The organism is Microbacterium sp. SORGH_AS_0862, assembly GCF_030818795.1.
Lineage (GTDB): Bacteria > Actinomycetota > Actinomycetes > Actinomycetales > Microbacteriaceae > Microbacterium.
Map to the genome: position 1 here is coordinate 362317 of NZ_JAUTAY010000001.1, position 13771 is coordinate 376087.

The window sequence follows — 13771 nt, forward strand, 5'->3', positions numbered from 1 at the left end:
GGACGCCCCTTCGTGGTGTTCTGATTACGCCGAGGCCTTGGCGGCGTTGACGTCGGTCGGCAGAGCCGCCTTCGCCGTCGCCACGAGCGACGCGAACGTGGCGGGCTCGTTCACGGCGAGCTCGGCCAGGATGCGGCGGTCGACCTGCACACCCGCGAGGCCGAGGCCCTGGATGAAGCGGTTGTACGTGATGCCGTTCTGGCGAGCGGCGGCGTTGATGCGCTGGATCCAGAGGCGGCGGAAGTCGCCCTTGCGCTTGCGACGGTCACGGTACGCGTAGACCAGCGAGTGGGTGACCTGCTCCTTGGCCTTGCGGTACAGGCGCGAACGCTGACCGCGGTAACCGGAGGCGCGCTCGAGGATGACGCGACGCTTCTTGTGGGCGTTTACTGCCCGCTTGACTCTAGCCATTTCTTTCCCTTACTTACGTGCGTCTGCGATCAGAGACCGAGGAGCTTCTTGGCCTGCTTGGCGTCACCGGGAGCCAGGACCTGCTCCTGGTTCAGGCGACGGGTGCGACGGCTCGACTTGCCCTCGAGGTTGTGGCGCATGTTCGCCTGCTGCTTCATGAGCTTTCCGCTTCCGGTGAGCTTGAAGCGCTTCTTGGCACCCGAGTGGGTCTTCTGCTTCGGCATCTTCTCTTCCTTCGTTGTGACTCCCGCGTGGCGCGGGACCAGGTGTGTGGCCTTATTCGGCCGCGTCTGCGGTGGCAGGCTCCGGGGCGTCCCCGGTGCGTGCCTGACGGGCGGCTTCCTTGTTCGCCGCGCGCTGAGCGTTCTGCTCCGCCTTCGCCTCGGACTTGTTCTTGTGCGGGGCGACCACCATGACCATGTTGCGTCCGTCGATCGTGGGGTTGGACTCCACGGTGCCGAACTCGGCGACGTCCTCGGCGAACTTGCGCAGCAGACGCACGCCCTGCTCGGGACGCGACTGCTCGCGGCCACGGAACAGGATCATGGCCTTGACCTTGTCGCCGGCCTGCAGGAAGCCCTCGGCGCGCTTGAGCTTGGTGATGTAGTCGTGAGCTTCGATCTTCAGGCGGAAACGCACCTCTTTGAGGACGGTGTTGGCCTGATTGCGACGCGCTTCCTTGGCCTTCTGCGCAGCCTCGTACTTGAACTTGCCGTAGTCCATGATCTTGACCACGGGGGGCTTCGAGTTCGGGGCCACCTCGACGAGATCGAGGTCGGCCTCCTGGGCCAGGCGCAGCGCCACCTCGATGCGGACGACGCCGACCTGCTCACCCGCGGGTCCGACGAGGCGGACCTCGGGAACGCGGATGCGGTCGTTGGTGCGGGGATCGCTGATGCGGAACTCCTCTGACGTAGCGGATGGGGCCACCGGGATGTCGACGACATTCCCGGGCGGAAGAAGACCACGCCACCCGGCACGACGCGAAGCGCCGGCTTTCTCGCACCCTGACGACCCCCTCGCGAGGAGGTGGAGTGCAATGACCCGGTAGCCTGGAGCGGCAAGCGCGGGTGGGATGTGATCCTCTTTCGATCGGAGCAGACGCTCCGGTGCTCGCCCACTTTAGCAGAAAGAGCAACGTGGACTCGACTCCGTACGACCAGGCCGCCGACATCGACGCGCAGGCGCGCGCCAACCAGGAGCGCTGGGAGCGTCAGGAGGAGGCGGCCAATGCCGCTTCCCGCGACATCGCAGACGTCCCCGCGGTGGAGGTCATCACCACGACCGCCGTGCACCTGCTCAGCGCCGCCGCCGTGAAGGTCGGCCTCGCGGACGACCCCGAGACCCAGACCGACCTCGACGAGGCGCGCAAGCTCATCAACGCCCTGGCGGGCCTCATCACCGCGGGGGCCCCCGAGATCAGCGACATGCACGCGCGGTCGCTGCGCGACGGCCTGCGCTCGGTGCAGCTCGCGTTCCGCGAGGCATCCGTCATCCCCGACCCGATCGGCAAGGGGCCCGGCGAGAAGTGGACCGGCCCCGTCACCTGAGCGGATGCGGCCGCCTCAGCGCGACCGGCGGAGCTTGACCGTCAGCGAGTCGACGAGGACCGCGATGCGGTCATCGACCGACCAGCGGCGGGCGAGACGTGCGAGGACCGCATCGAGCTGCTCCTTGTCGAGTCCGTCGATGAGGTGCAGCTCGACGATGAGTTCCGGACCCCGCAGGCGGGCGTCGGGGTCGCCGGCGGCGACCGAGAGGTCGAGCACGGCGAGTTCCCCGCCGATGCTCTCCTGCAGCCCCGCGAACACCTCGGGCGACACGGGGCTCGGCTCCCAGGCGTGCCCTTGACCGATGGCCCAGACAGCAGGCCGGCGCAGCACGAACTCCGTGGGCGAGCCCGGGTCGATCACGATCAGATCGGTGTCGTCGCCCGCGGCAGCGAGCGCCGTGCGGATGCCGTCGGCAGGCACCGGCCGCGCGCTGGGATCCCACCGGGCCATGGTCTCGACGGAGCTGAAGACCGGCAGGACGCGGCGCCCGTCGGGTCCGGCGACGGTGACGATCGACAACTCCTGCGTCTTGTCCACGCGCAGTCCGCTGGGGGCCGTGCCCTCGTCCCCCTTCTCGGCGATGAGGGGGATCAGCAGGCGCGCACGGCGATAGGCGTCGACGACGGCGACAGCGTCGCCCTCACCCGCGCGGAAGGCCGTCAGCGCGGCCAGCAGTGCCGCATCCGCCGCGCCGTCGTCACCCGCGTGGGTGTTCGGCTGGAAGCGACGCCCTTCCCAGGGGACCCCCGCGGAGTCGTGTCCGCAGCTCGCGTCAGCGTCCTGCGACATCCAGTGCCTCGGCCAACGTGAACGCGCCGGCGTAAAGGGCCTTGCCCACGATGGCACCTTCGACGCCCAACGGCACCAGCTCGCGAAGCGCGGCGATGTCGTCGAGGCTCGAGATCCCGCCCGAGGCGACGACCGGCTTCGGAGTGCGCGCCGTGACCTCGCGCAGCAGTTCCACGTTGGGCCCCCGCAGCGTGCCGTCCTTGGTGACGTCGGTCACGACGTAGCGGCTGCAGCCCGCGTCCTCGAGGCGGTCGAGCACCGCCCAGAGGTCGCCGCCCTCGCGCGTCCAGCCGCGTGCCGCGAGCGTCGTGCCACGCACGTCCAGCCCGACGGCGACCGCCTCGCCGTAACGGCTGATGACATCCGCCGCCCACTCGGGGTTCTCCAGCGCCGCCGTGCCGAGGTTGATGCGCGTCGCTCCCGACTCGAGCGCGGCGTCGAGGCTCTCGTCGTCGCGGATCCCGCCCGACAACTCGACCTGGACGCCCTTCACCTGCTTGATGACCCGGCGCATCACGGCGGCGTTGCTGCCGCGGCCGAACGCGGCGTCGAGGTCCACGAGGTGGATCCACTGCGCGCCCTGCCGCGCCCACTCGACGGCAGCGTCGACCGGGTCGCCGTAGCTGGTCTCGCTACCGGCCTCCCCCTGGGTGAGGCGGACGGCCTTCCCGTCGGCGACATCGACCGCCGGCAGAAGGATGAGTTCAGGGGTGGACGCGAAATCGTTCATGGCTCCTCGTGCGCTCGCGCACCCGGCGGATCTCCGGCGTGCGGCACGAGGTAAGAGACTACTGGGGTCGCAGCGTGCTGATCCAATTGGCGAGGAGACGGATGCCCGCAGCCCCCGACTTCTCGGGGTGGAACTGCGTGGCGCTGAGCGGTCCGTTCTCCACCGCAGCCAGGAACGGGGAGCCGTGCGTGGCCCATGTGAGCACCGGCTCGGCGAACGGTGCCTGGGGCGGCATCGTCCACTGCTGCGCAGCGAAGGAGTGCACGAAGTAGAAACGCTCCTCCTCGAGCCCCGCGAACAGGCGCGAGCCCGCATCCGGCGAGACCGTGTTCCAGCCCATGTGCGGCAGAACGGGCGCGTCGAGCTCGGTCACCGTGCCCGGCCACTCCCCCAGCCCGTCGGTCGCTTCACCGCGCTCGACGCCGTGCTCGAAGAGCACCTGCATACCGACGCAGATGCCGAGCACCGCTCGTCCGCCCGCCAACCGCCGCCCGATGAGTTCGTCGCCCTTGCTCGCGCGCAGCGACTCCGCCACCGCACGGAACGCTCCGACGCCCGGCACGAGCAGTCCGTCGGCATCCTGGATGAGTCCGCGGTCGGCGGTGAGCCGTGCGTCGGCGCCGGCTGCGGCCAGAGCCTTCACTGCGGAGTGGACGTTTCCCGACCCGTAGTCGAGGACGGCGACCAGCGGCGCGTCGCTCACAGGGCGCCCTTCGTGCTCGGGATGCCGTCGACGAGGGGGTCGAGAGCCTTGGCCTGACGGAACGCACGTGCGAACGCCTTGAACTCCGCCTCGGCGATGTGGTGCGGGTCACGGCCGCCCAGTACGCGCACGTGCACCGTCAGAGCGGCGTTGTAGGCGATCGCCTCGAAGGCGTGGCGCACGAGCGACCCGGTGAAGTGACCGCCGATCAGGTGGAAGGCATACCCGTCGGGCTCGCCGTCGTGCACGAGGTAGGGACGGCCGCTGATGTCCACCACCGCCTGCGCGAGCGCCTCGTCGAGCGGCACGAGGGCGTCGCCGTAGCGTGCGATGCCGCTCTTGTCTCCCAGAGCGGCACGGATCGCCTGACCGAGCACGATCGATACGTCTTCCACGGTGTGGTGGGCGTCGATGTGGGTGTCACCCGTGGCCCGCACCGTCAGATCGGTGAGCGAGTGCTTCGCGAACGCCGTCAGCAGGTGGTCGAAGAAGGGGACGCTCGTCGAGATCGAGCTCTTCCCGGTGCCGTCGAGGTCGAGCGAGAGCTCGATCTGCGACTCGCTCGTGGCCCGGCTGAGCTCTGCGGTGCGGTGCGATACGGGCTGCGCGGTCATGCCTGCGAGTCTATCGACGCCATGGCCGCCAGGAACGCCGTCGTCTCGGCCTCCGTCCCCGCGGTGACGCGCAGGTGGCCGGGGATGCCGACGTCGCGGATGAGGACGCCGCGCTCGTACAGCGCCTGCCACACGGCCGCGGGGTCGGCGACACCGCCGAACAGGACGAAATTGGTCCATGACTCGTGCGGGCGGTACCCCATCGCGGCCAGCTCGCGGCTGATGCGATCGCGCTGGGCGACGATCTCATCGACCATGCCGAGCATCGTGTCGGCGTGACGCAGCGCGGCCTCCGCGGCCGCCTGGGTCAGCGCGCTGAGGTGGTACGGCAGCCGCACCAGGCGAAGAGCGTCGACGACGGCGGGGTCGGCAGCCAGATAGCCGACCCGCGCGCCCGCGAAGGCGAACGCCTTGCTCATCGTCCGGGAGACGACGAGCCGCTCGCGTCCGGGCAGGAGCGAGACCGCCGACGCGGTGTCACGCGGAGCGAACTCCTGATAAGCCTCGTCGACGATCACGATGCCGCGGCTGGCCGCGTACACCGCCTCGATGACGTCGAGCGTCATGGGCGTGCCGGTCGGATTGTTCGGCGCGCAGAGGAAGATCACATCCGGGTCCGCCCGACGCACCTGCTCTGCGGCGGACGCGGCGCTCAGGCTGTAGTCCGCGGCCCGGGTGCCTGCGACCCAGTCCGCCCCCGTCGCGCGGGTGAGCAGCGGGTACATCGAGTACGTCGGCGCGAAGCCGAAGGCGGTGCGCCCAGGACCTGCGAAAGCCTGCAGGACGTGCTGCAGGACCTCGTTGGACCCGTTCGCCGCCCAGATCTGCTCCGCCACGAGACCGCCGCCGAGATAGCCTGCGAAAGCCTCCCGCAAGCGGGTGAACTCGCGATCGGGGTAGCGATTGACCTGTTCGAGAGCGGCGCCGATCGACGCGAGGATGTCGGACGCGACATCTGCCGGGACCGGATGCGTGTTCTCGTTGACGTTCAACGCCACCGGGAGCGGCGCTTGGGGTGCACCGTAGGGCTTGAGTCCGCGCAGGTCGTCGCGGATCGGCAAATCGTCGAGGCTGATCGTCACGCGGTCCATCGTAGAACCGAGCGGGACCTCACTCGCCCGAGGTGTACTCCGCCGGGATGGCCAGACGCTGGCCCGCGCTCACCTGCGCGCCCGGCAGGGTGTTGAGCCGCATGATCGCGTCGACGACATCGCGCGGGTCGTCTTGCGGGGCGACCTCTTCCGCGATCGACCACAGCGACTCCCCCGCCATCACGGTGACCATCTCGAACGAACCGGCGGCCGCTCCGGGCTCGTGGGAGGCCAGAGCGGATCCGCCGCTGATCACTCCGACGGCCAGCGCCGCGATGACGGGCAGAGCGACGAGCCAGGCGAGCACCCGACGACCGCGCGCCGTCAGGCGCAGGCGGGTGGCGACGGGGGCGGCGAACTCGATCGTGCTCATGACGACTCCTTCAGGACGGGAAGAGATTCGTACCCGGCCCTCCGGCCGGGACAGCCGGGTACGAACTTCTCTTCCGAAGCTATCTTCGATTTACGGTACTGTCAAGCGATCGCGAAGCCGGTCGAGTTTCGAAGACGACACGCCCTTCAGAAGGGCGGGATCCCCGCCGATCCCCGCTACGGTTTCGCTGAAGAGACCGAATCACCGACCTCCGACATTCGAACGGAACAGACCCGACGGGAGTGCCGCATGGCCACCAACCAGAAGCCGCAGACCCGCCGGCGCAAGAGCCTCAGCGACAAGCAGCTCGCGATCCTCGAGGTCATCCAGCACTCGATCGCACGCCACGGCTACCCGCCGAGCATGCGCGAGATCGGGGATGCGGTCGGGCTGAAGTCGCTCTCGAGCGTCACGCACCAGCTCAACCAGCTGGAGCTCTCCGGCTATCTCCGGCGCGACCCCGGCAAGACGCGTGCGATGGAGGTCCTGATCGATCTGCCGGGCACCGCCGCCGAGAACCCGGCCGACGCCGCACCCGCCGTGGGCGACGCCGCGCTGGTTCCGCTCGTGGGGCGTATCGCGGCGGGTGTGCCGATCACGGCCGACCAGCACGTCGAAGAGATCTTCCCACTGCCCCGCCAGCTCGTGGGCAAGGGCGATCTGTTCATGCTGAAGGTGTCGGGAGACTCGATGATCGACGCCGCGATCTGCGACGGCGACTGGGTTGTGGTCCGTTCGCAGCCGACGGCGGAGAACGGCGACATCGTCGCCGCGATGCTCGACGGGGAGGCGACCGTGAAGACGTTCCGGCGCCGCGACGGACACGTATGGCTGCTGCCGCGCAACACGGCCTTCGAGCCGATCCTCGGCGACGATGCCGTCGTCCTCGGCAAGGTCGTCGCTCTGATGCGCGCGGTCTGAGTCGCCGACTCTCGCCCGTTCGGCTGGGCGGGCCCCGGGCTGCCGCGTAGCGTGGGGGGATGACCGCCCCCATCCCCTACGGTTCCTGGCCCTCGCCCGTCTCCGCCGCCGATGTCGCGAGCGCCTCCACGCGCTTCGACGGTGCGCGGTTCATCGGCGAGGAGATCTGGTGGGCGCAGTCGGTGCCGGAGGAGGGCGGCCGCATGGCGGTGCGCCGCCGGCGCGACGGCCGGACTGCGGACGTCCTTCCCGCTCCCTGGAGCGCCCGGTCCCGGGTGCACGAGTACGGCGGCGGCGCGTGGTGCGCGGCTGAGGACGGGCGACTGTTCTTCGTGGAAGGAAGCGATCAGCGCGTCTACCTCCTCGGCACGGACGGCGCCCCGACCCCGCTCACGGCAGAGGAGGTCGGCACGGCGTTCGGCGGCCTTGTGTGGGCGTCCGGCCGACTGCTCGCGGTGCGCGAGCGCGCCGCCGCATCCGGCGGCGAGCGCGCGATCGTCGAGATCTCGCTGGACGGCGCCGGTGCTCGGGTCGTCGCGCGCGGTGACGACTTCGTCGCCCAGCCGGCGCTGTCTCCCGACGGCCGCCGTCTCGCATGGATCGGATGGAATCACCCCGATCTGCCGTGGGACCGCACCCGTCTGCACGTCGCACGTCTGCGCGACGGCGTGGTCTTCGATGAGATCAGCGTCACGGACGGCGCCGCCTCGGCGCTCCAGCCGTTGTGGACCGGCTCCGACGAGCTGCTCTACCTCGATGACACGTCCGGCCGCTGGCAGGTGCAGCGCGTGCGACCCGATACCGGGGAGCGCAGCGTCCTGACCCACGACGACGCCGACACGGGCGGCGCGCTGTGGACGCTCGGGATGCGGTGGTTCGCGCCGCTCGAGGACGGACGGATCGTCGCTGTGCGCACGAACGGCGAGGACTCGGTGGTGGTGATCGATCCTGCCGACGGCACGATCCGCTCCGTCGGCGTGGACGGTGCCTCCCAGACATTCCTCGAGGATGCGCGCGGTACGCGCCTGCTCGTCACGACGGCTTCCGCATCCGCCCCGCTCGGACTCTGGCTCGTGGATGCGGACGGCGCAGCACCGCCGGAACGGCTGGCCGGCGACGACCTCTCCGCACTCGAAGCGTGGTTGCCCGCACCCCGCGCGATGACCGCCGACGGAGTCCACGGTCCCGTGCACGCCTACTTCTACCCGCCGACGCATCCGGAGCTCCGCGGGCCCGACGACGAGCTCGCCCCCTGCCTCGTGTGGGTGCACGGCGGTCCGACCGCGCACGTGGGTCCCGCTGCGTCCCGCAAGATCGCGTACTTCACGAGCCGCGGCATCGGGGTCCTCGATGTCAACTACTCCGGCTCGACCGGCTACGGGCGCGCCTACCGTGAGCGGTTGCGCGGCCAGTGGGGCGTCGCCGACGTGGACGACGTGATCGCGGCGGCCCGACACCTCGCCGCGGCAGGTCTCGCCGATCCGGAACGGCTCGCGATCGAAGGCGGATCCGCGGGCGGCTGGACGGTGCTCTCGGCCCTCACGCGCGGCGACGTCTTCGCCGCAGGCGTCTCGCGGTACGGCGTCGGCGACGCGCGCGCCCTCGTCGCGGATACGCACGACTTCGAGTCGCGCTATCTCGACGGGCTCATCGGCCCCCTGCCGGAGACGGCTGACGTCTACATCGAACGCTCGCCGCTGACGCACCCCGACCGCTTCCGTGTGCCGTTGCTGATCCTCCAAGGCACGGAGGATCGCGTCGTCCCGCCCGCGCAGGCCGAGGCCATCCGGGACGCTCTGCGCCACCAGGGGGTCCCCCACGCGTACGTCCTGTACGACGGCGAGGGGCACGGGTTCCGTCGCCGCGAGACGACGATCGACGCGCTCACGTCTGAGCTCGCGTTCCTCGGCGAGGTGTTCGGCTTCGCCACGGACGCACCCGAGCTGCCGCTGTCGATCGGCGCGTTGCGCATCGCCGACGGCCCGGACGGGCGAACGGTGCGCATCGACCCCGAGAGCGACACCGTGCACGCGGAGCGCGACCTGCGCGTGGTCGTCTCGCGCGAGCCCCTGCGTCCGCTCTTCGCCCGCCCGCACACCTCTGGCTGGGCCGAGACCCTGCGAGGGGCGGGCTTCACGGCGACGGCGGACGATCCGGACCTGTTCGTCCTGCTCCCCGCCCTCGACGGGGAATGACGCACTCTCAGGCCAGGAAGGCCTCGAGCCTGCCGGCGAGCGCGGCGCCGACGCGGGCGTGGAGGGCCGTGCCCTCCGCCTCGTGCGTCTCCTCGTAGATCATCCCGTGCTCGTGCACGGCCGAGACGAGGTCGCCGCGATCGTAGGGCAGCAGCACCCGCAACTCGACCTCCGGCAGGGGAAGCGCATCCTCGATGACCTGCCGGAGCTCGTCGATGCCCTCGCCCGTGCGAGACGACACGAACACGGCTGACGGCACGAGGCCCCGCAGCAGCAGCCGCGCGTCGTCGTCGATGAGGTCCGCCTTGTTGAACACGACGATCTCACGCGTGTCACGCGCCCCCACATCGCCGATCACGTCGTGGACGGTCGCGAGTTGAGCCGCGGGATCGGGGTGCGAGCCGTCGACGACATGCACGATGACATCGGCGTCCCCGACCTCTTCCAGCGTGGAACGGAACGCCTCGACCAGCTGGTGCGGGAGGTTGCGGACGAAGCCGACGGTGTCGGTCAGCGTGTAGATCCGCCCGTCTTCGGTCACCGAGCGGCGGACGGTCGCATCCAGCGTGGCGAACAACGCGTTCTCGACGAGGACGCCGGCGCGTGTGAGGCGGTTCAAGAGGCTCGACTTGCCGGCGTTCGTGTATCCGGCGATCGCGACAGCGGGAATCGTATTGCGCTTGCGCTCTGCGCGCTTGGCGTCGCGGGCCGGAGCGAAGTCGCGGATCTGACGACGCAGCTGCGCCATCCGGGTGCGGATGCGGCGGCGATCGAGCTCGATCTTCGTCTCACCGGGGCCGCGGGAACCCATGCCTGCGCCGCCGGCGCCGACCTGGCCACCGGCCTGCCGGCTCATCGACTCTCCCCAACCGCGCAGACGCGGAAGGAGGTACTCGAGCTGCGCGAGCTCGACCTGGGCCTTGCCCTCACGGCTCTTCGCGTGCTGGCTGAAGATGTCGAGGATCACCGTCGTGCGATCGATCACCTTGACCTTGACGACGTCTTCGAGCGCACGCCGCTGGCTCGCGGCGAGCTCGGTGTCGGCGATGACGGTGTCGGCGCCGACGGCGGCGACGATGTCGCGCAGCTCCTCCGCCTTGCCGCGGCCGATGTACGTCGCGGGGTCAGGATGCGGCCTGCGCTGAAGCACGCCGTCCAGCACGACGGCGCCTGCCGTCTCGGCGAGGGCCGCGAGCTCACGCAGCGAGTTCTCGGCGTCCTCGGTCGCACCCTGCGGGTGGACACCCACGAGGACGACGTTCTCGAGCCGCAGCTGGCGGTACTCGACCTCCGTGACGTCCTCGAGCTCAGTGGACAGGCCGCCGACGCGGCGCAGCGCCTGACGCTCCTCGCGGTCGAACTGCTCACCGTCGCCGAAGCCGTCCGCGACGGTCGCCGCATCCTGCAGCGCCTGCGCTCCGGCCAGAGGGCCGCGCATCCGTGCGCGAGAATCCGCTCGCGAGAGCACCCGGTCGACGTCGTCGAGCCGCTGCTCGTCGGTGGACGGGGGTGTTTCTGTCATCGTTTCCTTTCGGGGCGTCTCGCGCCCGCTCACTCTAGCCTCCCGCCTTCGGAGACTTACCGCTACGCTTCGTGTATGGGGAGTGACCACTACTTCACCGCGTCACCCGCCAGTCCCGAGAACCTCCGCACCATTCGTGTCACCGTGGCCGGTCGCGACATCGACGTGACGACGGCCGGCGGAGTGTTCAGCCCGGATCGACTGGATGCGGGCACCGCGGTGCTGCTGGGCAACACGCCGCCGCCTCCCGCCGGCGGCCACTTCCTCGACCTCGGATGCGGCTGGGGACCGATATCGATCTCGCTGGCACTCTCGTCGCCACACGCCACGGTGTGGGCTGTCGATGTCAACCAGCGCGCCCTCGATCTCGTCCGCCGCAACGCGCAGAACCTCGGCCTCACGAATGTCAACGCTGTGACCCCCGATGATGTTCCCGAGGACATCGCCTTCCGGACCATCCGCTCGAACCCCCCGATCCGTGTCGGCAAGAACGAACTGCACGGCATGCTCGAACGGTGGATCCCCCGACTGGACGAGCGCTCGGACGCGTGGCTCGTCGTCGCCCGCAACCTCGGCGCCGATTCGCTGCAGCGCTGGCTCGCCGCATCCTTTCCCGCCGGCTTCAGCGTGCACCGCACAGCGACGGCACGCGGTTTCCGCGTGCTCAAAATCCGTCGCCACGGAGCCGAGGCGACCGCTCCCATCACGTTGCCCTGACGGTGATACGCTCGCCTCACAACGACTGACGGGCTGAGGGCGCAGTTCGGGCGGGGGATGCGCCGATCGGAGTTCCCCCATGCCCTCTTCCTCCTCCGTCGGCATCCGCTCGTACCGCGCCCTGCCGCGCATCGCGGGTTGGGACTATCTCGTCGCCACGAGCCTGGGCCGCCTTCCCCTGTCGATGGTCCCGCTCGCCGTCCTGACGCTCGTGACCTCTGCCACGGGGTCGATCGCCGTCGGCGGCTTCGCCGCCGCAGCAGCCGCGATCGGCGAGGCCGTGGGCGCTCCCTCCTCCGGGGCGATCGCCGACCGCATCGGGCAACGTCCGGTGCTCCTCGTCGGCGTCGTCGTGCACGTCGCACTGCTCCTCGTCCTGACGTGGGGCGCAGGGCACGTCTCCGACGCCGGGACCGTCGCTCTTGCCGCCGGGATCGGGCTGAGCCTTCCGCAGGTCGGCGCGTTCTCCCGCACACGGTGGCTCTCGCTCGCGCCGGACGATCTGCCGACCGCGTTCGCCTTCGAGGGCGTCGTCGACGAGATCTCCTACATCTTCGGACCCGCCATCGTGGGCCTCACCGCCGCGTTCGTGTCACCGCAGGCGGCCACGCTGCTCGCCGGCGCGCTCGTGGTCGCCTTCGCGACGCAGTTCGCCGTGCACCGCACGCACCGAAGCGTGCCGCGGCGGCGACAGGCGCCGCCGCGGGCAGCAGCCCCCGCCCGGCGCCGGACCCTGCTGGTCACCGCGCTGGTCGGAATGCTGGCGATGGGCACGTTCTTCGGCGCGAGCCAGACGGGTCTCACCGCCTTCGCGGAACGCATCGGCATCCCGGATGCGGGTGCGCTCCTGTACGCCGTCATGGCGGTGGGCTCGGCGATCACGACGCTGTCGATGGTGCTGGTCCCCGAGCGGATCGGCACCTGGACACGATGGAGCGTGGCCGCCTGCGGCATGACCCTGGGCGCGTCGCTCATGCTCGTCGCCGACGACGTCGTCTGGATCATCGGCGCGGGACTCGTCGCCGGCGCGTTCCAGGGTCCCCTGCTGCTGACGATCTTCCGTGTCGTGGGCGACGCCGCCGACGAAGGGCGCGCCGGCATCCTGCTGACCCTCACCACCAGCGGCATCGTGCTCGGCATCGCCGCGGGCTCCGCACTGTCCGGGCTCCTCGCGCAGAACCTGGGAGCCGCCGCGGGGTTCGCGCCCGTGGTCACGGCGACGCTCGTCCTGCTCGTGATGGGTGTGGTGGGCGCCGCGTCCGCGAGGGGCGGAGCACGCCCCGCATCCCGCTAGGCGAGCGTCACCTCGCCGTGGAAGACCAGTGACGCGGGCCCCGACAGCAGCACGTGCCCGTCATGCATGCGAACGCCCAGCGTACCGCCGGGCACGTCCACGACCCACGCCTCGGGCGCGGCCGGGCCTGCCCAGTGGCGCACCGCGAGCGCTGCGGCGGCCACGCCGGTGCCGCAGCTGAGCGTCTCGCCGACGCCCCGCTCGAAGACCCGCATCCGGATGCCGCCCACGCCACCCACGACGAGGGGGTCGCTCGGAACGACGAACTCGATGTTCGCACCGGCGGGCGGCTGAGGGTCGAGCAGGGGCTGCACCGTCAGGTCGAGCGCTTCCAGTTCGGCCTCGGAGGACAGCGCCACGACGACGTGGGGATTGCCCACATCCACCGGCTGGCCCGGACGCGCCACATCCAGGCCGCGGGCACGCACGAGCACGTCGGACTCGTCGACGATCCACTCCCCCAGATCGACTTCGAAGCCGCGTTCGCTGCGCGTGAGCGTCTTGACACCGGCACGGGTGCCGATGCGCAGCGGCGCGTCGAGCGACGCGAGGTTCTGCTCCTCGAGGAAGCGCGCGAACACGCGCGTGCCGTTGCCGCACATCTCGGCCTTCGAGCCGTCCGCGTTGCGGTAGTCCATGAACCACTCGGCACCGACCCGCGCGGCATCGGCTCCCTCCGGGATCCGCGCTGAACGCACGACGCGCAGGAGTCCGTCCGCACCGATGCCGAACCGACGATCGCAGAGGACAGCGATCTGGTCGTCGCTGAGATCGAGTTCTCCGTCCGGATCGGACAGGATCACGAAGTCGTTCCCGGTTCCGTGGCCCTTGGTGAACGAGAGCGTGCGCGACATGCCG

16 protein-coding genes are annotated in these 13771 nt (G+C 70.4%); 5 read left to right on the forward strand and 11 right to left on the reverse strand.

Features of this window, described 5'->3' with window-relative positions:
• Nucleotides 1-24: 24 nt before the first annotated feature.
• From rplT to infC, 3 genes are read right to left on the reverse strand one after another with little or no spacing between them, the layout of a single operon-like run.
• Nucleotides 25-411: a 50S ribosomal protein L20 gene (gene rplT / locus QE377_RS01750; RefSeq protein WP_137416599.1), complete on the reverse strand. Its 387-nt coding sequence runs from the start codon at nt 409-411 to the stop codon at nt 25-27.
• A gap of 29 nt (nt 412-440) precedes the next feature.
• Complete coding sequence (rpmI, locus tag QE377_RS01755) at nt 441-635, reverse strand: 50S ribosomal protein L35 (RefSeq protein ID WP_243227225.1); 195 nt, start codon at nt 633-635, stop codon at nt 441-443.
• 52 nt (nt 636-687) lie between these two features.
• A complete protein-coding gene (infC, locus tag QE377_RS01760) occupies nt 688-1341 on the reverse strand; it encodes a translation initiation factor IF-3 (RefSeq protein WP_243227224.1) in 654 nt (217 codons plus the stop codon).
• Between the two features lie 242 nt (nt 1342-1583).
• Here infC and QE377_RS01765 point away from each other — a divergent pair, with 242 nt between their 5' ends.
• Nucleotides 1584-1961 (forward strand): DUF1844 domain-containing protein, encoded by a 378-nt coding sequence (locus QE377_RS01765; RefSeq protein WP_307325817.1) that lies wholly within the window; start codon nt 1584-1586, stop codon nt 1959-1961.
• Between the two features lie 15 nt (nt 1962-1976).
• On the opposite strand, the gene QE377_RS01770 is transcribed toward QE377_RS01765, so the two are convergent.
• The 6 genes from QE377_RS01770 to QE377_RS01795 are packed head-to-tail and all read right to left on the reverse strand — an operon-like array spanning nt 1977 to nt 6264.
• Nucleotides 1977-2753 carry an SseB family protein gene (locus QE377_RS01770; RefSeq protein ID WP_307319112.1) on the reverse strand — a complete coding sequence of 259 codons (777 nt, stop codon included), beginning with the start codon at nt 2751-2753 and terminating at the stop codon, nt 1977-1979.
• On the reverse strand, nt 2737-3483 hold the full coding sequence (gene priA / locus QE377_RS01775; protein ID WP_307319114.1) for a bifunctional 1-(5-phosphoribosyl)-5-((5-phosphoribosylamino)methylideneamino)imidazole-4-carboxamide isomerase/phosphoribosylanthranilate isomerase PriA: 747 nt from the start codon (nt 3481-3483) through the stop codon (nt 2737-2739). Before priA ends, QE377_RS01770 begins: the two co-directional genes overlap by 17 nt.
• Nucleotides 3484-3541: 58 nt before the next feature.
• Complete coding sequence (gene hisH, locus QE377_RS01780) at nt 3542-4186, reverse strand: imidazole glycerol phosphate synthase subunit HisH (protein ID WP_307319115.1); 645 nt, start codon at nt 4184-4186, stop codon at nt 3542-3544.
• A complete protein-coding gene (gene hisB / locus QE377_RS01785) occupies nt 4183-4800 on the reverse strand; it encodes an imidazoleglycerol-phosphate dehydratase HisB (RefSeq protein WP_307319116.1) in 618 nt (205 codons plus the stop codon). The genes hisH and hisB overlap by 4 nt, the downstream gene beginning before the upstream one ends.
• Nucleotides 4797-5891 carry a histidinol-phosphate transaminase gene (locus QE377_RS01790; protein WP_307319119.1) on the reverse strand — a complete coding sequence of 365 codons (1095 nt, stop codon included), beginning with the start codon at nt 5889-5891 and terminating at the stop codon, nt 4797-4799. Before QE377_RS01790 ends, hisB begins: the two co-directional genes overlap by 4 nt.
• Nucleotides 5892-5910: 19 nt before the next feature.
• A complete protein-coding gene (locus tag QE377_RS01795) occupies nt 5911-6264 on the reverse strand; it encodes a LysM peptidoglycan-binding domain-containing protein (RefSeq protein ID WP_307319122.1) in 354 nt (117 codons plus the stop codon).
• Between the two features lie 249 nt (nt 6265-6513).
• On the opposite strand from QE377_RS01795, the gene lexA reads away from it, so the two are divergent.
• Together lexA and QE377_RS01805 are read left to right on the forward strand one after the other, a co-directional pair.
• Complete coding sequence (lexA, locus tag QE377_RS01800; RefSeq protein ID WP_274287769.1) at nt 6514-7185, forward strand: transcriptional repressor LexA; 672 nt, start codon at nt 6514-6516, stop codon at nt 7183-7185.
• 59 nt (nt 7186-7244) lie between these two features.
• The gene (locus QE377_RS01805) at nt 7245-9380 is read left to right on the forward strand and encodes a prolyl oligopeptidase family serine peptidase (protein ID WP_307319125.1); all 2136 of its coding nucleotides are present in this window, start codon (nt 7245-7247) and stop codon (nt 9378-9380) included.
• 7 nt (nt 9381-9387) lie between these two features.
• Here QE377_RS01805 and hflX read toward each other — a convergent pair whose 3' ends face one another.
• Nucleotides 9388-10902, reverse strand: coding sequence for a GTPase HflX (gene hflX / locus QE377_RS01810; protein WP_307319127.1), 1515 nt, complete (start codon nt 10900-10902; stop codon nt 9388-9390).
• Nucleotides 10903-10977: 75 nt separating this feature from the next.
• Here hflX and QE377_RS01815 point away from each other — a divergent pair, with 75 nt between their 5' ends.
• Nucleotides 10978-11619, forward strand: a complete 642-nt coding sequence (locus tag QE377_RS01815; protein WP_307319129.1) for a class I SAM-dependent methyltransferase — start codon at nt 10978-10980, stop codon at nt 11617-11619.
• A gap of 79 nt (nt 11620-11698) precedes the next feature.
• Nucleotides 11699-12913 (forward strand): MFS transporter, encoded by a 1215-nt coding sequence (locus tag QE377_RS01820; protein ID WP_307319130.1) that lies wholly within the window; start codon nt 11699-11701, stop codon nt 12911-12913.
• Here QE377_RS01820 and dapF read toward each other — a convergent pair.
• Complete coding sequence (gene dapF / locus QE377_RS01825; protein WP_307319131.1) at nt 12910-13767, reverse strand: diaminopimelate epimerase; 858 nt, start codon at nt 13765-13767, stop codon at nt 12910-12912. The genes QE377_RS01820 and dapF overlap by 4 nt on opposite strands.
• Between the last annotated feature and the right edge of the window lie 4 nt (nt 13768-13771).

Bases quoted from the DNA above. Each gene is read 5' to 3' on its own strand.
- rplT (WP_137416599.1), bottom strand. From the start codon at position 411: ATGGCTAGAGTCAAGCGGGCAGTAAACGCCCACAAGAAGCGTCGCGTC.
- rpmI (WP_243227225.1), bottom strand. From the start codon at position 635: ATGCCGAAGCAGAAGACCCACTCGGGTGCCAAGAAGCGCTTCAAGCTC.
- QE377_RS01770 (WP_307319112.1), bottom strand. From the start codon at position 2,753: ATGTCGCAGGACGCTGACGCGAGCTGCGGACACGACTCCGCGGGGGTC.
- priA (WP_307319114.1), bottom strand. From the start codon at position 3,483: ATGAACGATTTCGCGTCCACCCCTGAACTCATCCTTCTGCCGGCGGTC.
- hisB (WP_307319116.1), bottom strand. From the start codon at position 4,800: ATGACCGCGCAGCCCGTATCGCACCGCACCGCAGAGCTCAGCCGGGCC.
- QE377_RS01790 (WP_307319119.1), bottom strand. From the start codon at position 5,891: ATGGACCGCGTGACGATCAGCCTCGACGATTTGCCGATCCGCGACGAC.
- QE377_RS01795 (WP_307319122.1), bottom strand. From the start codon at position 6,264: ATGAGCACGATCGAGTTCGCCGCCCCCGTCGCCACCCGCCTGCGCCTG.
- lexA (WP_274287769.1), top strand. From the start codon at position 6,514: ATGGCCACCAACCAGAAGCCGCAGACCCGCCGGCGCAAGAGCCTCAGC.
- QE377_RS01805 (WP_307319125.1), top strand. From the start codon at position 7,245: ATGACCGCCCCCATCCCCTACGGTTCCTGGCCCTCGCCCGTCTCCGCC.
- hflX (WP_307319127.1), bottom strand. From the start codon at position 10,902: ATGACAGAAACACCCCCGTCCACCGACGAGCAGCGGCTCGACGACGTC.
- QE377_RS01815 (WP_307319129.1), top strand. From the start codon at position 10,978: ATGGGGAGTGACCACTACTTCACCGCGTCACCCGCCAGTCCCGAGAAC.
- QE377_RS01820 (WP_307319130.1), top strand. From the start codon at position 11,699: ATGCCCTCTTCCTCCTCCGTCGGCATCCGCTCGTACCGCGCCCTGCCG.
- dapF (WP_307319131.1), bottom strand. From the start codon at position 13,767: ATGTCGCGCACGCTCTCGTTCACCAAGGGCCACGGAACCGGGAACGAC.